23 protein-coding genes are annotated in these 21,702 nt (G+C 69.2%); 12 read left to right on the forward strand and 11 right to left on the reverse strand.

Annotated elements, in window-relative coordinates; translation table 11 throughout:
* Positions 1-50: 50 nt before the first annotated feature.
* Complete coding sequence (locus G7043_RS38540) at positions 51-395, reverse strand: RNA polymerase-binding protein RbpA (protein ID WP_030466135.1); 345 nt, start codon at positions 393-395, stop codon at positions 51-53.
* 238 nt (positions 396-633) lie between these two features.
* Complete coding sequence (locus G7043_RS38545; protein WP_166053649.1) at positions 634-1,389, reverse strand: thymidine kinase; 756 nt, start codon at positions 1,387-1,389, stop codon at positions 634-636.
* A 390-nt stretch (positions 1,390-1,779) separates the two neighbouring features.
* On the opposite strand from G7043_RS38545, the gene G7043_RS38550 reads away from it, so the two are divergent.
* From G7043_RS38550 to G7043_RS38560, 3 genes are read left to right on the forward strand one after another with little or no spacing between them, the layout of a single operon-like run.
* The gene (locus G7043_RS38550; protein WP_313888284.1) at positions 1,780-2,127 is read left to right on the forward strand and encodes a PadR family transcriptional regulator; all 348 of its coding nucleotides are present in this window, start codon (positions 1,780-1,782) and stop codon (positions 2,125-2,127) included.
* Complete coding sequence (locus tag G7043_RS38555) at positions 2,124-2,996, forward strand: hypothetical protein (RefSeq protein ID WP_166053650.1); 873 nt, start codon at positions 2,124-2,126, stop codon at positions 2,994-2,996. The genes G7043_RS38550 and G7043_RS38555 overlap by 4 nt, the downstream gene beginning before the upstream one ends.
* Positions 2,993-3,880, forward strand: coding sequence for a hypothetical protein (locus G7043_RS38560; protein ID WP_166053652.1), 888 nt, complete (start codon positions 2,993-2,995; stop codon positions 3,878-3,880). Before G7043_RS38555 ends, G7043_RS38560 begins: the two co-directional genes overlap by 4 nt.
* On the opposite strand, the gene G7043_RS38565 is transcribed toward G7043_RS38560, so the two are convergent.
* Both G7043_RS38565 and G7043_RS38570 read right to left on the reverse strand, forming a co-directional pair.
* Entirely contained in the window at positions 3,843-5,252 is a 1,410-nt protein-coding gene (locus G7043_RS38565) for an MFS transporter (protein ID WP_166053653.1), read from the reverse strand. The genes G7043_RS38560 and G7043_RS38565 overlap by 38 nt on opposite strands.
* Before the next feature lie 54 nt (positions 5,253-5,306).
* On the reverse strand, positions 5,307-6,068 hold the full coding sequence (locus G7043_RS38570) for a glycerophosphodiester phosphodiesterase (protein WP_313888285.1): 762 nt from the start codon (positions 6,066-6,068) through the stop codon (positions 5,307-5,309).
* A gap of 380 nt (positions 6,069-6,448) precedes the next feature.
* Between G7043_RS38570 and G7043_RS38575 the strand changes: the two genes are divergently transcribed.
* The 3 genes from G7043_RS38575 (at position 6,449) to G7043_RS38585 (ending at position 9,530) form a co-directional block, all read left to right on the forward strand.
* A complete protein-coding gene (locus G7043_RS38575; protein ID WP_030475304.1) occupies positions 6,449-6,790 on the forward strand; it encodes a hypothetical protein in 342 nt (113 codons plus the stop codon).
* 73 nt (positions 6,791-6,863) lie between these two features.
* Positions 6,864-8,864, forward strand: a complete 2,001-nt coding sequence (locus G7043_RS38580) for a putative bifunctional diguanylate cyclase/phosphodiesterase (RefSeq protein WP_313888286.1) — start codon at positions 6,864-6,866, stop codon at positions 8,862-8,864.
* A gap of 36 nt (positions 8,865-8,900) precedes the next feature.
* Positions 8,901-9,530, forward strand: a complete 630-nt coding sequence (locus tag G7043_RS38585) for a VOC family protein (protein WP_166053655.1) — start codon at positions 8,901-8,903, stop codon at positions 9,528-9,530.
* A 13-nt stretch (positions 9,531-9,543) separates the two neighbouring features.
* Here G7043_RS38585 and G7043_RS38590 read toward each other — a convergent pair whose 3' ends face one another.
* Positions 9,544-10,008, reverse strand: a complete 465-nt coding sequence (locus G7043_RS38590; RefSeq protein ID WP_166053895.1) for a PPOX class F420-dependent oxidoreductase — start codon at positions 10,006-10,008, stop codon at positions 9,544-9,546.
* Positions 10,009-10,018: 10 nt separating this feature from the next.
* On the opposite strand from G7043_RS38590, the gene G7043_RS38595 reads away from it, so the two are divergent.
* Positions 10,019-10,861: an alpha/beta fold hydrolase gene (locus G7043_RS38595; RefSeq protein WP_166053656.1), complete on the forward strand. Its 843-nt coding sequence runs from the start codon at positions 10,019-10,021 to the stop codon at positions 10,859-10,861.
* A gap of 164 nt (positions 10,862-11,025) precedes the next feature.
* Here the strand turns inward: G7043_RS38595 and G7043_RS38600 are convergent, their stop codons facing one another.
* The 4 genes from G7043_RS38600 to G7043_RS38615 form a co-directional block, all read right to left on the reverse strand.
* Positions 11,026-12,237: a GGDEF domain-containing protein gene (locus G7043_RS38600; protein ID WP_313888287.1), complete on the reverse strand. Its 1,212-nt coding sequence runs from the start codon at positions 12,235-12,237 to the stop codon at positions 11,026-11,028.
* 218 nt (positions 12,238-12,455) lie between these two features.
* Positions 12,456-13,730 (reverse strand): MFS transporter, encoded by a 1,275-nt coding sequence (locus G7043_RS38605; RefSeq protein WP_166053657.1) that lies wholly within the window; start codon positions 13,728-13,730, stop codon positions 12,456-12,458.
* Between the two features lie 3 nt (positions 13,731-13,733).
* Complete coding sequence (locus tag G7043_RS38610; protein WP_166053897.1) at positions 13,734-15,215, reverse strand: carboxylesterase/lipase family protein; 1,482 nt, start codon at positions 15,213-15,215, stop codon at positions 13,734-13,736.
* A gap of 5 nt (positions 15,216-15,220) precedes the next feature.
* Positions 15,221-16,720, reverse strand: coding sequence for a carboxylesterase/lipase family protein (locus G7043_RS38615; RefSeq protein WP_166053658.1), 1,500 nt, complete (start codon positions 16,718-16,720; stop codon positions 15,221-15,223).
* Positions 16,721-16,865: 145 nt separating this feature from the next.
* Between G7043_RS38615 and G7043_RS38620 the strand changes: the two genes are divergently transcribed.
* Genes G7043_RS38620 through G7043_RS38635 form a run of 4 tightly spaced genes read left to right on the forward strand, consistent with a single transcriptional unit; the run spans position 16,866 to position 20,243 of the window.
* Positions 16,866-17,522: an HAD family hydrolase gene (locus G7043_RS38620; RefSeq protein ID WP_313888288.1), complete on the forward strand. Its 657-nt coding sequence runs from the start codon at positions 16,866-16,868 to the stop codon at positions 17,520-17,522.
* Complete coding sequence (locus G7043_RS38625; protein ID WP_166053659.1) at positions 17,519-18,523, forward strand: phosphotransferase family protein; 1,005 nt, start codon at positions 17,519-17,521, stop codon at positions 18,521-18,523. Before G7043_RS38620 ends, G7043_RS38625 begins: the two co-directional genes overlap by 4 nt.
* A gap of 3 nt (positions 18,524-18,526) precedes the next feature.
* A complete protein-coding gene (locus G7043_RS38630; RefSeq protein WP_166053660.1) occupies positions 18,527-19,732 on the forward strand; it encodes an acyl-CoA dehydrogenase family protein in 1,206 nt (401 codons plus the stop codon).
* A 4-nt stretch (positions 19,733-19,736) separates the two neighbouring features.
* Entirely contained in the window at positions 19,737-20,243 is a 507-nt protein-coding gene (locus G7043_RS38635) for a GNAT family N-acetyltransferase (protein WP_166053661.1), read from the forward strand.
* Here G7043_RS38635 and G7043_RS38640 read toward each other — a convergent pair.
* On the reverse strand, positions 20,240-20,596 hold the full coding sequence (locus tag G7043_RS38640; protein ID WP_166053662.1) for a VOC family protein: 357 nt from the start codon (positions 20,594-20,596) through the stop codon (positions 20,240-20,242). The genes G7043_RS38635 and G7043_RS38640 overlap by 4 nt on opposite strands.
* A 10-nt stretch (positions 20,597-20,606) precedes the next feature.
* The gene (locus tag G7043_RS38645; protein ID WP_166053663.1) at positions 20,607-21,149 is read right to left on the reverse strand and encodes an HSP18 transcriptional regulator; all 543 of its coding nucleotides are present in this window, start codon (positions 21,147-21,149) and stop codon (positions 20,607-20,609) included.
* Positions 21,150-21,252: 103 nt separating this feature from the next.
* Between G7043_RS38645 and G7043_RS38650 the strand changes: the two genes are divergently transcribed.
* Entirely contained in the window at positions 21,253-21,684 is a 432-nt protein-coding gene (locus tag G7043_RS38650; protein ID WP_166053664.1) for an Hsp20/alpha crystallin family protein, read from the forward strand.
* Positions 21,685-21,702: the final 18 nt, after the last annotated feature.

The following is a 21,702-nucleotide window of genomic DNA, read 5'->3' on the forward strand; positions in this document are numbered from 1 at the left end:
AAAGCCGCCCCGGCGGGAGACCGGGACGGCTTGAAGCGTCTGCGAATCGATCAGGCCGTGCGGGTGCGGCGTCCGCGAAGCTCTTCGAGGCGCTCGTCGAGCAGCTCCTCAAGCTCGGGGATGGACCGGCGCTCCAGGAGCATGTCCCAGTGCGTGCGCGGCGGCTTGACCTTCTTCACCTCCGGCTCGACCCCGTCGATGATCTTCGACTCGGTGCCGTGGAGACGGCATTCCCAGGTCGGCGGCAACTCGGCGTCGTCGGAGAACGGGACCTCGAAGTCGTGTCCCTTCGGGCAGGCGTACCGCGCTGCCCGGCGCGGAGCGAGATCGTGATTGCGGTCGGTCTCGTAGCTGACTGCTCCGAGCCGGCTTCCACGCAAAACGCGGTCGGCCATGGCGGTGTCCTTTCGCTCGGCTCAGGGCCGGGGCCCAGGCTTCTTGCTCACCGTGTGCAACGCCCGGATTGCTCCGTTTGTTTCCGGCTCGCTCTCATGGTCGCCCACAGTGACGTCGTTCACTCGTCAACGAAGGCTTCCTACTAATGGATGCGATCGCCACAGGATCGTGACGCGTTATCAAGCTACTGTGCGCACGCGTCACTCTAATGGCCTAGCCAACCCTGTGGGTAACCGCCTAGGCCAGACGCAGCTGGCCACTTTGTGCGACGTCAGGGCCCAAGTCACCCAACCGGAAGTGACGCCGGCAGAGCACTTGGTAACGGACAGTAGTTTCCGTGGTATCGGTTACACCGTTGCTCTCTGTACCCGATCGGTGCTGTTCCGTGTCCGTCGCCGTGTCCGCGACCAGAACCGTGTCTCCGGCGCGAATCACTCGTCCGGCCCGCACCCGCGCGTTGAACCGTCCCGGCACCCCGCACCAGCACAGCACCTCCACCTGAATCGCCCTCAGTTCGTCCGCCAGTTCGAACAACCGCTGCGAGCCGGGGAACATCTCGCCGCGGAAGTCCGTGGCGAGTCCGAAGCAGTAGACGTCGACCTGGACGTCGTCCGCGAGTTCGGCGAGCTGTTCCACCTGCTCGGGGGACAGGAACTGGGCCTCGTCGACGATCAGGTAGTCCACCCGCCGGCCCTCGGCCCACTCGGCGCGGACCATCTGGCGGAGATCGTCGTCGCGGATCTCCGCGGCTTCGCGGGTGATGCCGATCCGACTGGAGATCTGCGGCTGTCCCGACCGGTCGTGCCGCACCAGCAGCAGCCCGCGACGACCCTGCCGCGAGTTGTTGTGGTCGATCTGCAGCGCGAGCGTCGACTTGCCGCAGTCCATCGGGCCGAAGAAGAACTTGACGTGCCCGACCACCGGCGTCGACCGCCGGGAACCCGCGACAGGTACAGCGGAAAGGGCGTCTGTCGGATCGGGGAGGGCGTCCACGGCGGGTCACCCTAGTGCCTGGCTCCTGATCAACAGGAATCCCCATGGCGTAACCCCGCCCATCGATCGGCCCTTCGCGTCAACGTCGCAACTGTCAGCAGGTCATAGCCGCTACGCCGATCGACTAAACATCATCTCGACTCGACTGCATCGATAACTTCAGTGTTGGCTGATTTGAACGGCGTGTCGGCGCGGCGCCGCGATCGAGGACCTCGGCCAGGACGTCCCTGCTTGGCCGCACAGGCCGTGGACAGTTCCGATCGACGTTCGAACGGCCGCGCACCGCCAACAGGAGTCTAGTTAACTCGATAACTTCAGTGTTGCCTAAAATCAGGTCACCCGAGATATGCGGCTTCCCGATATAGCTCGCGCCGCGATATATTCAACGACATGAGTGGTCGGGTCATGTCCGAGCAGACGTTCCTCGTGCTCACCGCGCTCGCGGAGGAGCCGTTGCACGGCTACGCGATCGTGCAGGCGGTGGAGCAGCTGTCCGAAGGGCGGATGGTGCTGAGGGTGGGCACGCTTTACGGCGTGCTGGACCGGTTGGTGGCGGACGGGTTCGCCGAGCGCGACCGCGAAGAGGTGCATCAGGGGCGGCTGCGGCGCTACTACAAGCTCACCGACTCCGGTGTGCGGGCGTTGCAGGCGGAAGTCGCGAGGCTCAGCGCGAACGTGCGGGCGGCCTCGGCGGTGCTGAGGGGGAGGGGCGTCCAGGCATGGGCGAACAAGGCGTGAGCAACCTCGAGCGGCGGTATCGCGCGCTGCTGAAGGTCCTGCCGCGGTGGTACCGGGAGGACCGCGAGGAGGAGATGGTCGGGATCTTCCTCGCGGACCGCACGGACGAGCTCGACCTGGAGCACAGCTGGCCGGGGTGGGGCGAGACGGCGGCGGTGCTCGGCCTGGCGGCCAGGACGCACCTGGCGGCCGGAGCGGCGCTCGCCACCGTGCCGGCCAAGGTCGTGTGGCGCGGGGAGGTCGTGCGCGCGATGGGTCTGTTCGGGCTGCTGCTGAGCGTGTACTTCGCGGGCATGTTCATCACGAGCATGGCCTACGCCCACCGCCACCCGGAGATCGTCGGCGGGCTCACGTGGACGCGCGTGTTCGACGTGCTGCCGATCGCGGCCTTCATCGCGTTGCTGGCCGGGAAGCGGACGCCGGCCAAGGTGATGGCGGCGCTCGCGGTGTTGCCGGGTCTGGTCGCGTTGGTGGATCCGATCCGGATGGGCGTGTGGGCGCTGTACCAGCTGCCGGCACTGGTGACGTTCGCGTGTCTGTGCCTGGGTTTTCACCGGGAGGCGCCGACACCGGACGCCCGCCGGTTCGGATGGTGGGGCGGGGGAGCGTTGGTGCTCGGCCTGTTCACCGGGTTCGCGAGCGGGCTCGGGCTGGTGGTGGTCGTGCTGACGGTCGTGATCGTGCGCGTGGTGGCGTTCGTGCGCCGTGACTTCGTGCTGGGCCGGGCGCTGTCGCTGCTGGCCGTGCTGGAGGTGGGGCCGATCGCGTTCCCGCTGCTCGGGGGAGAGACCTGGGGGATCGCGCTCGGGCTGTTGGTGCTGGTCGTGATCTGCGCGCTGGCGCCGGTGCGGAAACCGCGAGTGGCGTGAACAACCTGGAGCGCCGGTATCGCGCGCTGCTGAGGGTGTTGCCGCGGTGGTACCGGGAGGACCGCGAGGAGGAGATGGTCGGGCTGTTCCTGGTGGAGCGGACCGACGAGCTGGACCTGGAGCACAGCTGGCCGGGCTGGGGCGAGACGTGGGCGACGCTGGCGCTGGCGGTCCGGACGCGGTTCGCGGCCGTGAGCGCGCCGGCGCGGGTGGTGCGCCAAGGCGAGGTCGTGCGGTGGCTGGGTGTGCTGGGGTTGTTGCTGGGCCTCAAGTTCATCGTGCACGCGGTCTACAGCGAGATCTTCCTGCGGGTGACCGAGGAGTTCGTGCCGCCGCTGCAGTGGGTGGTCTTCAGCAACGTCAGTCCGCTGGTGGCGCTCGTGTTGTTGGTGCGCGGACAGCGGACGTGGGCGAAGGTCGTGGCGGGCGTGGTGTTGCTGCCGTGGCTGTTCACCGTGCTGACGGATCCGGGTCCGGCGGGGCTGGCGAGCGTGCTGTGGCAGCTGCCGGGGTTGGTGGCGTTCGTGTGCCTGTGCCTGGGTTTCCACCAGGAAGCGCCGACACCCGACGCGAAGGCGATGCTCTGGTGGGGTGGGGGAGCGGTGCTGGTGGGCGGCGCGGAACTGGGCGCGGGGTGGTTCGGCCCGATCGTGCTGCCGGCCGTGGTGCTCGCCGTCAGGCTCTGGGCCTACGCGCGCGGGGAAGTGTCCCTGGGGCGGGCGCTGTCGCTGTTCGCGGTGCTGTTCCTGCCGGACGCTGTGGCGAACTACCTGAGGCTGCCGGGGGAGTGGGCGGCGTCCGTGCTGGTGGCGGCGGCGCTGTGGGTGGTCAGCGCCGCCGCTCCGGTCAGACGAGCGTCGGTTCTGGGTTCCCGACTGCCTTGATGGCCCGGCGGACGGGCACGAAGATCAGCAGGACGAAGCCGGCGACGAAGAAGATGATCAGGGCGAGGATGGCGGGGCGCAGGCTGCCGGTGGCCTGCCCGACGCCGGCGAACACCAGCGGGCCGAGCCAGCTGGTGGAGCGCTCGCCGACCTCGTAGAGCGAGAAGTACTGCGCCTCGCGGCCGGGCGGCACCATCTGGCTGAAGAGGCTGCGGGACAAGGCGTTCGTGCCGCCGAGCACGATGCCGATGCCCGCGGCGACGAAGTAGAACTGCAGCTCGTCGCCCGCGCGCACGAAGAACGCCGCGGTGATCACGACGATCCACACGACCAGGGAACCCAGGATCGTCTTCTTGGCGCCGACGCGCTTGGCCACGAAGCCGTGCAGCAGGCCGCCGAGGAACGCGACGAACTGGACGATCAGGATCACCGTGATCAGCGTCGACTGCGAGAACTTGAGCTCGACGCTGCCGTACTGGGCGGAGACGTTCGCGACGGTGGCGATGCCGTCGGTGTAGATCAGGTAGGTGCCGAGGAACGCGAGTGTGAGCGGGAACGCCTTGGCCTGCTTGAAGGTTGTGGCGAGTTCCTTGAACCCGCCGGAGATGACCGAGGCGCCGTGTTCGCGGCCGTGCGGTGCCTGGTGCTCGGTGAGGGCGCGCAGTGGGATGATCGTGAACGCGGCCCACCAGATGCCGGAGATGACGAACGCGATGCGGGCGGAGTCGCTCCCGGTGATGCCGAGCGCGGGGGCGGACAGCGTGATGCCGAGCTGGATCGCCAGTGCCACACCGCCGCCGAGGTAGCCGAACGCCCAGCCCCGGCTGGAGACGCCGTCGCGTTCGTCGGGTGTCGCGATCTCGGGCAGGAAGGCGTAGTAGACGACGACGCTGGAGCCGTAGCAGATGTTGGCGATGACGAAGAGCAGGACGCCGAGCTTCCAGTTGGTGCCTTCGACGGTCGCGAGCGCGATGGTCGCGGCGGAGCCGGTGAAGGCGAAGAAGCCGAGCATCTTCTTCTTGTTCTGGGTGCGGTCGGCGATGGCGCCCATGACCGGCAGCACGAGGACCTGGATCACGGTCGCGAGGGAGAGCAGGTAGCCCCACATCGAGCCGACGGGGAACTGCAGTCCGGCGATCGCGACGTCGCAGTGGTCGAACGCGTTGTCGTTGGCGCAGGGGTTCGTGCCGTTGAGCGCGGTGTCCGCCTTGGCGGCGTTGGTCGCGACGCTCATGAGGTACAGCGAGAAGAAGACGGTGATCACGGACGTGGGGAACACGGAGTTCGCCACGTCGTACCAGACCCAGCCGCGTTGTTCCTTGCGGCGGCCGGTGGTGTTGGCGTCGGCGGCGTCGTCGCCCTTGACCTTCATGACGGCGGACTGTACTTGTCCGCCGACACGTCCAATGATCGACTGTCCAACCTGTTACCAGCTGTTGCGCGACCGGAGTACTTCGCGCAGGAGATCGGGCCGGTCGGTCACCAGTCCGTCGACGCCGAGATCGAGCAGGGCGCGCATGTCGGCCTCGTCGTCGATCGTCCACACGTGCACTTCGAGGTCCCTGCGGTGGGCTGCCTGGACGAACTTCCGGTCGACGATCTTGAGTCGGCCCTGGCTCACGGGCACCTGGGCGACCTGTCCGCGCACGGCGAGTCCGGCGAACGGGATCCGGCCGGCGGCCCAGAGCGCGCCGGCCGAGCGCGGTCCCATGGACGTCAGCAGGCCGGGTCCGCCCTGGCGGCGCAGCCGGGCGAGGCGGTTGTCCGAGAAGCTCGCGAGGCAGACCCGTTGCAGGGCCTTGGCCTTGCGCAGCAGCGTGATGATCGGTTCGACGGCGCTGTCGGCTTTGACGTCGATGTTGAAGAACGTCTCCGGGAGCTCCTCGAGGACGTCGGCGAGGCGGGCGATGGGTTCGCGGCCGCCGACGCGGGCCTGGCGCACCTCGGTCCAGGGCAGGTCGGCGACGGGACCTTGGGCGTCGGTGGTGCGGTCGAGGGTGTGGTCGTGGTGCACGACGACTTCGCCGTCGGAGGTGGCGTGCACGTCGGTCTCGATGTAGCGGTAGCCCTCCTGCACGGCGCGGCGGAACGAACTCAGCGAGTTCTCCATGCCCGTCAGATCGTCGACGTGCCAGCCGCGGTGGGCGAAGGCGCGGGGGCGCGGGCCTGCGAGGTACGGGTGGGTCACGGCCCCGAGTCTGCCTGGCGGCGGTGGCTTCGGGGTGGACAGTGGGTGGCGAGCCACTTTCTTCTTGTTCTCTATTGCTTCAGTGTTGCCTGAAGTCAAGCCTCTCGGCCGTTCCGTTCACAGGTAACTCTCGAATCAACAACGCAACGGAACCCAGGAGCACCCTTCGCCCTCGAAGGGGTCGAGGAAGCTGGGTAGGGGAGAAGTAGTTGAAAAGCGATCAATCGAGGCAGGCGCCCCGTCAATCAACGCAAAACAACGAAACCCCACCCGAAAGCAGCACCAATGGCGCTACCGGTACTGTCCGGTTCCCTACGAAGGTCGGGCTTTCTGGCGCGTCGCTGGAGACCACCCGCCGCCATTCGCTACCGTCGCGCGCCATGGAGCGCTCCATGGAGGCGGATGAGCCCAGGCACTGCGCGTGGTGCGGGCGGCGGTTGCCGGGGAGTGGGCGGATAGGCCGGCCGAGGCGGTACTGCGCGCAGCCGTGTCGTCAGCGTGCCTACGAGCGCAGGGCGGCGTTGCAGCGTGGCGGGCTGCCGGAGGACGCGGTGGTGTTGTCCACCGCGGAGCTGGCTGACCTGCAGGACAGGTTGTTCCAGCTGCGGTGTGCGGCGGAGGACGTGGTGACGGCGGCGCAGGACGGGGCCGAGAACGAGGAGCTGCGGAAACTGGCCGCGGAGCTGGTGGAGTCGGCGAAAGGCTTGGAGCGGCTCAGGTGAGCCGTTCGTAAATCAGCGAACTGACCGGCGTAGCGGGTTGCTTACGTCCGGTGATCGGACGATCATGACGCGCGTGACCTCCTACTGCCGCACGGTGCTGGACCGAGCGGGCGTCGGCTATGCCGTGACGGACGCGCGCGGGAACTTGCTGTGGTGCAACCGCGCGCTGGGTGCTGTGCTGGGTGTGCCGGTCGAGCAGGCGTACGGGCGGTCGTTGCCCGCGCTTCTTCCCGGTGTGCCCGAGGTGCCCGCTCCGGTGCGGGAGGTGCTGGTGCCGGGGCCGAAGTGGCTCGAGGTGCGGTGCAGCCGTCTGGGTGACGACCTGATGTACGAGGTCGTGGACGTGTCGGCGTGGCGTGACCGCGAGCTGACGGTGACCCAGGAGGCGGACGCGTTGCGCCGGGCGCAGGCGCTGGGGCGCATGGGGACGTGGGAGTGGTCGATCTCGGAAGACCGGGTGACCTGGTCGGACACGTTGCTGGAGATGTTCGGGTTCGCGCCGGGGACGGCGTTCGACTTCGAGCTGTACTCGCAGCTGGTGCATCCGGAGGACCTGCCGATGATCGAGGAGACGCTGGACGCGGCGCTCAAGACCGGTTCGGTGTTCACGTACACGCATCGGATGTTGCGGCCGGACGGCAAGGAGCGGGTGTTCGAGTGCTTCGGTGAGGTCGTCGTGGGTGACGACGGGGTTCCGTTGCGAGCGCTGGGGACGGCGCACGACGTGACGCAGTCGTCGCGGGTGCACGACGAGCTGGTGCGGATGGCGGAGCAGGACCCGTTGACGGGGTTGCCGAATCGTCGTGCTCTGACGAGGGCGCTGGAGCAGGAGCTGGCGCACAACGGTTCGGGTGCGTTGCTGGTGCTGGACCTGGACAACTTCAAGGACGTCAACGATCTGCGCGGGCACGCGGTGGGTGACCGGGTGATGCGGATGCTGGCGTCGGCGTTGCAGTCGCGGTTGTCGGACCGGTTGATCGCGCGGCTGGGTGGTGACGAGTTCGCGGTGGTGTTGCCGGGTGCGTCGTTGAAGGACGCGTCGGAGGTCGCGGACACGTTGAAGGAGGCGGTGGCGAGTTTCCCGCTGGCGGGGATCGGTACGCCGGCGCGGATCACGGTGAGCACGGGGCTGGCGGAGTTCGGTCCGGGTGATTCGTGGGAGCTGGTGCTGGCGAACGCGGATCTGGCGTTGTACGCGTCGAAGGCGGCGGGCCGGGATCGGGTGACGGTGTACGAGCCGAACCACTACGCGGACACGGTGAAGCGGGTCAGTGTGCTGGACCGGTTGCGGGCGGCGTTGGCCGGTGGTGGTCTGGCGTTGTACGGCATGCCGATGGTGGAGCTGACGACGGGGCAGACGCTCGGGCACGAGTTGTTGTTGCGGTTGGAGGATCAGCAGGAGCCGTATCTGGGGCCGGCGGATTTCCTGCCGGTGGCGGAGCGGTCGAACCTGATTCTGGAGGTCGACCGGTGGGTGTTGTCGACGGCGATCGACGCGTTGGTGGCGGAGCCGGATTCGCGGTTGCGGTTCAACGTCAACGTGTCGGGCCGGACGTTGGAGGATCCGGACTTCGGTGATTTCGTGCTGGAGAAGCTGGGGTCCGCTGGGGTGGCGCCGGGCCGGTTGGGGTTGGAGATCACGGAGACGGCGGCGGTGACCAATTTGGATGCCGCGGTGACGCTGGCGACGCAGCTGCGGAGTTTCGGGTGCCGGATCACGCTGGACGATTTCGGTTCGGGGTTCGGGTCGTTCGTGCACTTGAAGCATCTGCCGATCACGGGGATCAAGATCGACGGTGAGTTCGTGAAGGGCATCGAGACCAACGAAGCGGACGCGGTGCTGGTGTCGGGGATCGTGCAGATTGCGAACGGGCTGGGGTTGTCGTCGGTGGCGGAGTGGGTGGAGCGGCCGTCCCAGGTGGAGGCGTTGCGGCGGCTGGGGGTGCGGGTGGGGCAGGGGTTCCACCTGGGCAAGCCGGTGCCGTTGCGTGACGTGGTGAACGCGGAGCGCATGCCGCCGAATGGCGCATTGTCGTCTCGGGTGGTTGGCGCAGAGGATGGTGCGCGCTCCTGATCCCCGCCTGATGGGTTGCCCGTGTCGTCTTGTGGTGTGCGTCGTCTTGAGTTGAGCGTTGCCGAGCCTGAGTTGTCGGTGGACTTCTTCGCCGGTGTTCTCGGTTGGACGGTGATAGCGGAGACCGGCGGTTCGTTCACGGGGTGGGTGGGTGACAGACTCGTCGCTCAGGTTGTTGCGGGGCAACAGGGTTGGCGGGTGTTCTTCGACGGTGACGAGCCGCGGGAGCTCGTCGGTAACTCCTCTGTGGACAGTGGCAGGGTGTTGCACGGTCCGTGGGCTCCGGCGCCGCGTGATGGTGAGCCGTGCTGGGTGGAGTTGATGACCGGTGAGCCGGATGACGAGTACTGGGCGCGGGAGCTGGGCTGGGAGGCCGAGTCGGGTGCCGCGGAGGGCTTCGTGTTGTTCACGTCGGCGCGGCATGGTGATGTTCGGCGGGTCGCGGGCCGGTTGAGGACGGACCGCGCGGAGGGCTGGCAGGTGTATTTCGCGGTGGGTGACGTGGGTGAGGCGTGCCGGAGGGTGTCCGAGTTGGACGGCCGGGTGCTGGTGGAGCCCACGACCGTGCCAACCGGACTCGTCGCGTCGGTGGAGGGGCCGCACGGTGGTGCGTGTGTGTTGCTGGAGCAGCCGAAGGGCTGGGGCGGTACCTGGTCGGTCCAGTGACTGGCTGAGTTGCTCAGGCGTCGAGTTCGGGTGGGAAGCCGCCGGTGGCGATGGGGCCCCAGCTGTCGATGGTGATGCGGATGAGGGATTTGCCCTGGCGCAGCATGGCGGCGCGGTATTCGTCCCAGTCGGGGTGTTCGCCTGCGATGCAGCGGTAGTACTCGACGAAGTCTTCGAGGGCGTCGGGCAGGTCGAGGACTTCGGCGGTGCCGTCGATCTGGACGTAGGGGCCGTCGAAGTCGTCGGAGAGCACGCACATCGTGACGGACGGGGTGCGGCGGGCGTTGCGGGCTTTGGCGCGTTGTGGGTAGGTGGACACGACGATGCGGCCTTGGGTGTCGATGCCGCAGGAGACGGGGGAGACCTGCAGTCCGTCGGTGGTGGAGCGGTGGGTGATCAGGACGCCGTGGTGGCGGGTGCGGAGGAAGTCGAGCAGCTGCGGCCGGTCGACGAGGTCGGCGGTGGCGATCTTCGGCATGATGTGCAGCATGGCACGCTTCTCCTCGTTCGACGGCACGGAACTCGCGTATCGGGAAGCTGGTGAGGGCTCCCCTCTCGTCGTGCTGGCCGGTGGTCCGGGCAGGGCGTCGGAGTACTTGGAGACGTTGGGTGGCCTGGACGGGTTCCGGCGGTTGATCGTGCTGGACAACCGGGGTACGGGGGCGTCGGACGAGCCGGCGGATCCGTTCACCTACCGGCGGGACATGCTGGTGCGGGACGTGGAGATGTTGCGTCGTCACCTGGGGCTGGAGCGGGTGGACGTGCTGGGGCACTCGGCGGGTGCCGGGATCGCGATGGGGTATGCGGCGGACTTCCCGGAGCGGGTGGGCAAGTTGGTGCTGCTGACGCCGGCGTTGCGGTCGGTGGGGTTGTCGCCGGAGCAGAGTGACTGGGACGCGTTCCTGGCTGCTCGTGCGGGTGAGTCGTGGTTCGAGAGTGCGACGACGGCGCTTCGGCGCACGGCGGCGGGTGATGTGTCGGTGCGGAACCGGGTGGCGGCGTCGCCGTTGTTGTACGCGCGGTGGGACGAGCGCGCCCAGGCGCATGCGAATGCGGAGCTGGGGCAGTGGAAGTACCTGGTGGCGTTGGGCTACAACGCCGATGGCGCGTTCGTGCCGGGTGTGTTGCGGCGGGCGTTGACGGACTTCGACCATCCGGTGCTGGTGTACGCGTGCACGGAGGACCCGATCTCACCGGTCCGCCGCTGCGTGGAGCTCGCCGATCTGTTCCCGGACTCGACCCTCTACGTGCACGAGGGCGTGGGCCACTACCCGTGGGTAGAAGCCCCGGACCAGGTCTCCCACCAGCTCGCCACGTTCCTGGACGCCTAAGTCCACTCACCGTGTCACCCACCCGTGTTGCCGGTGGGCACGCGGGGGCCCCGCGTTTCCTAGAAGGGCGCGCGGGGGCCCCGCGTGCCGGGAAATGGGGCTGGTGGGGGGCGTGTGGGTGAAGGGGTGCCGCTCGGTGCCGGTGCTGGTGGACGGAGCGGGTGCTAGTGGACCTGGGCGGTCGCGACGCGGTCGCGGCCGTTGCTCTTGGCCTGGTAGAGGGCTTCGTCGGCGGCCAGCAGCAGCGGGCTGAGCGCGGTGTCGGTGTCGGGGAACACCGCGGCGCCGACTGAGGCGGTCAGGCCGGAGATGACGCGGTCCTCGCCGAGGCGGTCGACGACGGCGATGTGCAGGCTGGCGATTTCGAGGCGGATGCGTTCGGCGGTGGCGCGGACCTCGTCGGTGCTGACGCCGGGCAGCAGGACGGCGAACTCCTCACCGCCGAATCTGCCCACGAGGTCGTAGGAGCGCACGGAGTGTTTCAGCGCGTCGGCGACGGCGCGCAGCACGCGGTCGCCGGCGAGGTGTCCGTACTGGTCGTTGATGAGTTTGAAGTGGTCGAGGTCCAGGATCAGGATGCCGACGGTGGACAGCAGGCGGCGGGCGCGTTCGATCTCGCGGCCGGCGACGTCGTGCCAGAAGGTGGCGTCGACCAGGCCGGTCTTGGAGTCGGTGCGGGCGGCGACGCGGAACTGCGGCAGCAGCAGGCCCATGTGCAGGGCGAGCACGGTCAGCAGGAGCATCGGGGTGAGCCACGGCCGGCTGGTCATCATGATCGCCAGCACGGAGCCCAGGCCGATGGAGGCCAGGATGATGAGCTGGTCGGAGGCGTTGCCCAGGGCGGCGCGGGCGGGCTGGTCGCGGTTGGTCATGACGATGGCGGCGACCACGAGGGCGTAGTTGACGAGCCAGTACACGGCGCCGGCGCCGGCGAGGGCGATCAGGCCGATGGGGCCGTCAACGTCAAGAGGCCGGTTCGAGAAGAATCGTAGAACCAGTTGCGCCGCGGCACAGGCGAGTACGACAGTGGCCGCGGAGAACACCTTGCGGAACAGGACCGCCCGCCGCTTGTAGACCCGAAGCCACGCGTGCAGGTAGCTGATGGCGATCAGCGCGACCAGCAGGGGCATCGGTAGTACGAGCACGCCCGCGAACAGCCACACCGATTGCATGTGGGCGTGTGGTGAGCCCTCGCGTGAGATTTCGCGGATCCGCTCGATGCCCTGTGCCGCTTCGAGGTGCAGCACCGCGCCGCCGGCGAGCAGCAGGAACAACGGCCAGGACGAGGCGAAGGCCTCGGCAGGGGTACGCCATGCGGTGGCGAGCGTGACGAGGGACGCCAAAACGTCCGCCGTCACGACATAGGCCAGCACCACAGGAGGAATGGACCATAACCTCCATCGGCGCGGGTCGAGCCAAGGCACGCTGCCACCCCCACACCACCGTCAGGAACAAACAACTGTAGCTACCGGGTAACTCAAAGTCGTGGCTCCATGTGGGGGACCTCACCCTGAGTAGTGCTCACCATTTCCGCACCCCTTGTGAACCCCCTTTTTTCTGAAAACCCCCTCGGAATACCTCCTGAAGGAGATTGTCATGATCGTCCGTGCGTCCTCCCCGCGTCCGGTTCGCCCGAACGACTGGTTCCGTCCGAACGACTGGGCACGTCCGAACGACTGGCGTTCGAGCGAGACCCGCTGATCCACCAGAGGATCGCCGCACCGCCTGCCGCGAGCACCCCGAGTGCTCCGGCGGCGGCGACGACGAGGTGCACCGCGATCCGTTCGGCGGCCACTCCCGCGACGGCCACGCCGAGGCCTTGCGACACCCGCAACGCGGTGATGGCCAGGCCGAACGCCTGCCCGCGCGAGGAGTCCGGGACCGCGCGCACGAACGTCGTGTTCGCGACCAGGTGATAGGCACTGGCCGCTCCGGACAGCGCGAACAACCCCACACTGACAGTCAGTCCCGGCCCGGTCGCGGCCGGGACGAGAACGGCGCACGCGGCGATCGCCAGCCACGGCATGACCCGCCGCTGCCGCTGTTCGCCCAGCCGTGCCACGAGCAGCATGCCGACCGCCGCGCCCGCGGCGTAGGCGGCGAAGATCAGTCCGACGCCGGCGGCTCCGGCTCCCAGGTGCGTCGCGTACGGGACCGCGAGTGCTTCGCCGGCGATGTAGAAGCCCGAGACGCAGGCGAGCGCGACCAGTGACCGCAGCCGTCGGTCGTCCCAGACGAGCCTGGCGCCGCCGATCAGGTCGGCGGGCCACGCCCGTACGTGGGGGCTGTGTGGTGCGGGCCGGTCGAGCAGGAACACCCCCACGAGGAACGCCGAGACGCCGAACGTGACGGCGTCGGTGATCAGCACCAGTGCCGGGCCGAGCCAGGCGACGAGCGCGCCGCCGGTGAGGAACCCGGCGACCTGGGCGGCTTGGGTGACGGTGCTGAGCACGGCCTGGCCCATCGGGTAGCGCTCGTCGGGCAGGATCTGCGGCAGCAGAGCGGCTCGTGCCGCCCCGTGCGGTGCCCCGGCGAACTGCACCAGCACCAGCAGGGCCGACAGCGCCCACAACGGCATCCCCGGTACCGCCATGAACAACAGCAGCGCCACCCGGACCAGGTCGGCGGCCACCATGACTTCTTTGCGCGCGAACCGGTCGGCGAGCCCGGACAACAGCGGCCCGCCGACCAGGTCCGGCAGGAACGTCAGCGCGTAGGTCAGCGCGGTCAGGCCGGCGCTGGCGGTGCGGTCGTAGACGTGCACCGTCAGCGCGACCCTGGCGAACTGGTCCCCGGCCACCGATACCACGTGGGCCACGAGCACGGCGCGGAACTCGCCGTCGCGGGCCAATTCGCGGTAGCCGGGCATACCTCACAGGATGGAGGACCAGAACCCGCACTGGTGATCTCGGGCGAAATCGGTGCCGCCGATTGCTCCGGGTGCCAGGGACTGCACCGCCGATCGCCAGCCCGGATCGCCGGTGCGCGCGAACCGGCCCCACGCGGTGATCATGTAGTCCGACACCGTGCGCTGGTGGGGCGTGAGCGGGGCGCCGAGGTCGAACAGCATCAGCAGTTCGGAGCCGTGGTAGGCCTTGTAGTCCGGGAACGGCGGCAACGGGAAGATCATCGGCACGTCGGGGTCCGCGAACTCATAGCCCGACACCCGCGTGTGGCGTCCGAGTTGGGTGCGCGTGTCCTGTGTCGGGCACGCCCACGACCTGTCCGTCAGCACCGTCGCGATCTCGTCGCGGGCGTCGTCGTTGCCGTTGACCGGGTATCTCGCGGCGACCCGGTCGGCGTGTTGCTCGCCGAACAGCCCTGCCAGCATGGCCCGGTATCCGGCCTCAGGCAGCGGCTGCGGGAAGAACAACGGCGCGAACAACGTCATCTCGTCGTGCGTTGTGCCCACCATCGTCGGCACCCGATGCATCCGGCCCGTTCGCTGCGCCACCACCGGATCGACCGGCAGCACCGCGGTGTCGTAGGCGGGCGAGGCGAACTGGTCGTGCACCGTCAGCAGTTCGGCCACCGGCCGCGCGCGCAGACAGGCGAGATCAGCACAGCCCAGCGTGCCCAGCCCTTGCTGTTCCGCGGCCGTTCGTGGCCGCCAGACGCCGATGAACTCACCGGCGTTACCGGTGCTCGGCAGGGTGAGCCCGCACGGACCGGACTGGATGATCGCCTTGGCGAACAACCCCGCCGCCCGAGGTGAGGCCAGGTGAGCACACACGCTCAACCCACCGGCCGACTCGCCGAACACGGTGACGTTGCGGCGGTCACCGCCGAACGCCCGTGCGTTGCGCTGCACCCACCTCAACGCGGCCTGTTGGTCGGCGATCCCGAAGGCACCGGAGCCGGCCAGGCCGGGATAGCCGAAGTACCCGAACACGCCGAGCCGGTAGTTGATGGTCACGATCACGGCGTCGTTCTTCGTCGCCAGCCACCGCGCGTCGTACATGGACGCGGTACCGGCGGTGAACCCGCCCCCGTGGATCCACACCATCACCGGCCGCGGTTTCTTCGGCTGACCCGCCGGCGTGGTGACGTTCAAGTACAGGCAGTCCTCGACCTGTGAGCCCGGCTGCCCGAGCTGCGGGTTCTGCGCGCAGATCGGCGCGGGCGTGGTCGCGTCCCGCACGCCCTGCCACGGTGCGACCGGCCGCGGATCACGCCACCGGTTCTCACCGACCGGCGGAGCGGCGAACGGAATGTTCCCGAACGTCCGATATGTCTCGGTGACCGTTCCCCGCACGGCACCCTTGTCGGTCCGCACCACCGCGCCGCCGATCTCCGCGGAAGCCGGACTCACCACTCCACACGACATCGCCGCGGCGACGAGCGCGGTCAGCATCCTTCTCACAGCTGCCCCCAGAAGCCGCACTGGTGGTCGTCGGCGAAGTCCGCCGGCCCGACCGCGCCCGCCGCCAGCGACTGCACGTCCGCCCGCCAGCCCGGATCACCGGTGCGCGCGAACCGGCCCCACGCGGCGATCATGTAGTCCGACAGCTCCTGCTGTCCCGGCGTCAGGGTCAGCCCGAAGTCGAACAGGAACGGCAGTTCGGAGGCGTGGAACGCGCCGTAGCCGCCGGGGAACGGCGGCAGGCCGGGGAAGAACAGCGGCACGTCGCGGTCCGCGAACTCGTAGCCCGACACTCGTGCGTACCGTCCGAGTTCCTTGCGCGCGACGTGTGAGGCGCACGCCCACGACTTGTCCGTCAGCACCCTCGCGAGCTCGTCGCGGGCGTCGTTGTTGCCGTTGACCGGGTACCGGGCCGCGACCTTGTCCGCGTTCTGACCGAACAGCGCGACGAGTTGCTCCTTATAAGAGGACTCCGGTACGGGCTGAGGCCAGACCAACGGTGTGAACAACGTCATCTCGTCGTGCGTCGACCCGACCATCGTCGGCACGTGATGCACGCGCCCGGTCCGTTGCGCCACCACCGGGTCGATCGGCAGCACGGCCGTGTCGTAGGCGGGGGAGGAGAACTGCGCGTGCACCGTCAGCAGCTTCGCGACCGGTTGGGCTCGTAGGCACGCGAGGTCGGCACAGCCGACCGTGCCCACGCCCTGCTTCTCGACGTCGGCCCGCGGCTTCCACAGGTGCACGAACTTGCCGGGCTCGGTGAACGCCGGCGAGTCCAGCCCGCACGGCCCGGACTGGATGATCGCCTTCGCGAACAACCCCGCCGCCCGCGGTGACGTCAGCTGAGCACACACACTCAGCCCGCCCGCCGACTCGCCGAACACCGTCACGTTGCGGGCGTCACCGCCGAACGCCCGTGCGTTGCGCTGCACCCACTTCAGTGCCGCCTGCTGGTCGGCGATCCCGAACGCCCCGGAGCCGGGCAGGCCGGGGTAGCCGAAGTACCCGAACACCCCGAGCCGGTAGTTGATGGTCACGACGACGACGTCGTTCTTCGTCGCCAGCCACCGCGCGTCGTAGAGGGAACCCGACCCGGACGTGAACGACCCGCCGTGGATCCACACCATGACCGGCCGCGGTTTCTTCGGCTGACCCGCCGGCGTGGTGACGTTCAGGTAGAGGCAGTCCTCGGTCTCCGAACCGGTGGGTTGCCCCAGGTCGGGGTTCTGCGCGCACATCGGCGCGGGCGTGGTCGCGTCCCGCACGCCCTGCCACGGTGCGACCGGCCGCGGATCCTTCCACCGGTTCTCCCCGACCGGCGGGGCGGCGAACGGGATGTTGCCGAACGTGCGATACGTGCTGGTGACCGTCCCCGCGACGGCACCCTTGTCCGTCTTCACGACCCGCCCGTCGCCCGCGGCACCCGCTGCCGGGACCTGGACGAGGGCGAGCGCCAGCGCGGCGGTTAAGACCGCCGTCAGAATCCTTGCCATGGTGGTTGACCCCCTTCGGACCTCGAACGTATCGAGGTCCGGGGGAGTCGGAAACAGCCGAAGGTGCACATGTCCCATCCACCGAAAGTCGACGTTCCGCCTCCCCCTGTTGCCGACATACCGACCGGTCGGTACCCTCCGTCTCGTGGGTGACACGACACTTCCGCAACAGCCGCTCGTCGACGCGCTCGTGTTCGACTGGGGCGGCGTCATGACGGTCTCCGTGCCCGAGTTCGTCGGCGAATGGCTGCACGCCGAGGCCGTAGACCGCGCGGTCTACCAACGCATCATGCGCGAGTGGATGAGCCGAGACGCGCTCCCGGGCAACCCCGTCGCCCGCCTGGAGACCGGCGAGCTGACCGTGCCCGAGTTCGAACGGCTGCTGGCCGCCGAACTGATCACCACCAACGGCGCGAAGATCGACGAGAACGGCCTGCTCAAGCGCATGTTCGGTGGCGCGACGCCCGATCCGGCGATGGTCGAGCTCGTCCGCAAGGCCCGCGCCGCCGGCCTGCACACCGCGCTGCTGTCCAACAGCTGGGGCGAGGGCTACCCGAAGGAACTGCTGATCGAGCTGTTCGACACCGTCGTGATCAGCGGCCGCATCGGCCTGCGCAAACCCGACGAGCGCATCTACCGCCACACCCTCGACCAGATCGGCGTCGAGGCCTCCCGCGCCGTGTTCTTCGACGACGCGCCCCTCAACGTCGACGCCGCCCGCGCCGTCGGCATGCACGCGTTCCGCCACACCACCGCCGACGACACCCGCGCCCACCTCGCCACCCTCGGAGTGAACCCGTGACCGACCTTCCCGGCCTCGACCTGGAGGCACTGGCCGCGCACCTGGGCACCGGCCCGCTGTCGGGCGAGCTGTTCCCCGGCGGCCGCTCCAACCTCACCTACCGCGTCACCGACGGCACCCAGCGCTGGGTGCTGCGCCGCCCGCCGCTGGGCCACGTCCTCGCCACCGCGCACGACATGGCCCGCGAGTTCCGCGTCATCTCCGCGCTCGCCGACACCCACGTCCCCGTGCCGCACGCCTACCAGCTCGTCGAGGACACCGGCGTCATCGGCGCGCCGTTCTACCTCATGGAGGAAATGCCGGGCGTGGCGCTGCGGGAACGGTCGCAGGCCCCCTGGCTCAACTCCGAGAGAGCCACCGTGCTGTCGCGCAAGCTGGTCGACGTGCTCGCCGACCTGCACTCCGTCGACCCCGCCTCCGTCGGCCTCGAGGACTTCGGCCGCCCCGACGGGTTCCTCGCCCGCCAGGTCAAGCGCTGGGGCAAGCAGCTCGACGCCTCCCGCAGCCGCGACCTGCCCGGCATCGACGAACTGCGCGACAAGCTCGCCGACACCGTGCCCGCCTCGGGCCGCGCCGCGATCATCCACGGCGACTACCGCCTCGACAACGCGCTGGTCACCCAGTCACCGCTGGCGATCAGCGCGGTGCTGGACTGGGAGATGGCCACCCTCGGCGACCCGCTCGCCGACCTCGGCCTGCTCTACGTCTACTGGCAGGGCCTCGCCATCGAGAACGACCCGATCACCGGCAGCGTCCCGTCGATGCCCGGCTTCCTCACCGCCGACCAGCTCGTCGCCCGCTACACCGCCCGCACCGGCATCGACACCTCCGGGCTGGGCTGGTACATCGCCTTCGGCTACTTCAAGCTCGCCGTCATCGTCGAAGGCATCCACTTCCGCTTCGCCAGCGGCAACACCGTCGGCGCCGGGTTCGAGAAGCTCGGCGCGTTCACCGTCCCCCTCGTCCGGCAGGGTCTCGCCGCCGCCCAGAAGGAGCTCTGAGTCATGGACTTCGCCTACGACGCCAAGACCGAGGAACTGCGCGCCAAGCTGCTCGCGTTCATGGACGAGCACGTCTACCCGGCCGAGGCCGTCCTCGAACAGCAAATCCACGACGCCGCCGACCCGTGGGAACGCCAGCCCGTCCTCGAAGGACTCAAGGCCGAGGCCCGCAAGCAGGGCCTGTGGAACCTCTTCCACCCCGAGCACAGCGACGGCGTGACGAACCTGCAGTACGCGCCGCTGGCCGAGATCACCGGCCGCAGCCCCCACCTCGCCCCCGAAGCGCTCAACTGCGCCGCGCCGGACACCGGCAACATGGAGGTGCTGACGATGTTCGGCACCGACGAGCAGAAGAAGCAGTGGCTGCAGCCGCTGCTCGACGGCGAGATCCGCTCGGCGTTCTGCATGACCGAACCCGAGGTCGCCTCCTCCGACGCCACCAACATCGCGACCCGCATCGAACGCGACGGCGACGACTACGTCATCAACGGCCGCAAGTGGTGGTCCTCGGGCGCCATGAACCCCAACTGCGCCATCTTCATCGTGATGGGCAAGACCGACCCCGACGCCGACCGGCACCGCCAGCAGTCGCAGATCCTCGTCCCGCGCGACACCCCCGGCATCACCGTCAAGCGCGCCATGCACGTCTTCGGCTACCAGGACTACGCCCACGGCGGCCACGCCGAGATCGTCTTCGACAACGTCCGCGTGCCCGCGTCGAACCTGATCGCCGGCGAGGGCGAGGGCTTCGCCATCGCGCAGGCCCGCCTGGGCCCCGGCCGCATCCACCACTGCATGCGCCTGATCGGCATGGCCGAACGCGCCCTCGAACTGCTCTGCAAGCGCGCCACCACCCGCGTGGCGTTCGGCAAGCCCCTCGCGGCCCAGGGCGTCGTGCACGAATGGATCGCCGAGTCCCGCGTCCGCATCGAACAGGCCCGGCTGCTCGTGCTCAAGACCGCGTGGCTGATGGACACCGTCGGCAACAAGGGCGCCCACACCGAGATCCAGGCCATCAAGATCGGCGTCCCCGCGATGACCGAATGGGTCATCGACAAGGCCATCCAGGCCCACGGCGGCGCCGGCGTCAGCCAGGACTTCCCGCTCGCCGAACTGTGGGCCGCCACCCGCACCCTGCGCCTGGCCGACGGCCCCGACGAGGTCCACCGCATGTCGCTGGCCAAGCGGGAGCTCAAGAAGTACCTGTAATGCCATGGACGTGGTGAAGGGTGGACCGGCCGACGTGCCGGCGATCATGCGGATGCTCGACGACGCCCAGGACTGGCTCGCCAGCCTCGGCCGCGCCGGCCAGTGGGGCACCGATCACTGGTCGGAAAACCCGTCGGCGGTCGACCGGTTCACCCAACTCGCCACGTCCGGCACGGTCTGGCTCGGCCTCGTCCACGACGACGTCGCGGGCGTGATCATCACCTCGGTCACGCCCCCGGACTACGTGCCGCCCGCCTCCGAACCGGAGCACTACGTGTCCCTGCTGGTCACCGCACGAGCGTTCGCCGGCGCGGGCGTCGGAGCCGCACTTCTCGCCCACGCCCGCGCCGAGGCCCGCGACGCCGGGGTCGGGTTGCTGCGCGTGGACTGCTACGACGGAGACGACCACCGGCTCGTCGCCTACTACGAGAAACAGGGCTTCACCCCGGTCGCCACCTTCACCGCCAGGAACGGCACCTGGCCCGGCCGGCTGCTCGCCCAGCGCGTCTAGTCCCGGAACAGGCAGAACGGGTGCCCGTCCGGATCGAGCAGCACCCTCACGTTCTCCTGCGGCTGCTCCCGCGCGAGCACCGCCCCGCACGCCACCGCGTGCGCCACGGCCGAGTCCAGGTCGTCGACCTCGACGTCGAGGTGCTGCGAGGCCGTCTGCTCGCCCGCCACACTCGGCCACACCGGCCGCCGGAAATGCCGCTCGCGCTCGAACCCCACCGAGAACCCGCCCGGCACCCGCACCAGGACCCAGTCGTCCTCCGCCGTCACCACGTCCGCGCCGAGCAGCCGGGCGTAGAACTCGGCGAGCACGCGCGGCTGGGACGTTCCGACGGTGACCGCGGTGAGACGCATGCCCCCGACGCTAGCCGGACCGGCGGTTCTGCGCGTCCGAGCGCAGCTGGTCCGTCCGCATCCCGATCTGCGCGATCTGCTCCGCGAGCCCCGGATGCCCCGCCCGCAACCCCGGCCCCGCCTCGGCCAGCGGTTCGAGCAGCCCCGCCGCGTCCTCACTCCCGAGCGCCTGCTGCACCGCCGCGGCGTGCGGCCCGACCTGCGCGGCCAGCATCCGCAGCACACCCGCGTTCTCCCGCGCCCACGCCGCCACCGCCTTGTCGCCCGCCCGCCGGTCCCGCTCCGCCTGCACGCGTTCGTCGCCGGTGCCGGCCTCGCCGGTGCGCCGCACCCGCAGGTAGCGCTTCTCCGCCGCCTGCCTGCTCGCCACGCCCAGCGCCGGAGCGAGATCCGCCCAGCTCGTGCCCAGCGCACGGGCCGCCTCGATCAGCTGCGGCTCCCAGCCCGACAACTCGTCGCGCAGCTCCCGCAACAACATCAGCGCGGCCAGCACCTCGCGAGCGTCGCCAGGGGAGGCGGCGGCCGCGCGGACCGATTCGTAGTCACTCGTCATGTCGTCCTTCCGATGACTTCAGGGGTTGTCATCGTTACGACGACATGCTACAACAGAGGGGCAGCGCATTGACAGTCCAACGAGGGATAACAGGAGGTGTCAGATGTTGATGCGCACTGACCCGTTCCGTGAGCTCGACCGGCTGACCCAGCAGGTCTTCGGAACTCCGGGAACGTGGTCCAGGCCGACTGCGATGCCGATGGACGCCTACCGCGACGGCGACCAGTTCGTCGTGTGCTTCGACCTGCCGGGCGTCTCGCCGGACGCGATCGAACTCGACGTCGAACGCAACGTGCTGACCGTCAAGGCCGAGCGCCGGCCCATCGGCAAGGACGTCGAGATGCAGGTGTCGGAACGGCCGCTCGGCGCGTTCTCCCGCCAGCTGTTCCTCGGCGACACGCTCGACACCGACCGCATCGACGCCCAGTACGACGCGGGCGTGCTGACGCTGCGGATCCCGATCGCCGAGCGCGCCAAGCCGCGCAAGATCGCGATCAACTCGGGTGACGAGGCCCCCAAGCAGATCGACGCGTGATTCACCCGGCGGGCGGCG

It is taken from the genome of Lentzea alba (assembly GCF_011067745.1).
In the GTDB taxonomy this organism is placed as follows: domain Bacteria; phylum Actinomycetota; class Actinomycetes; order Mycobacteriales; family Pseudonocardiaceae; genus Lentzea; species Lentzea alba.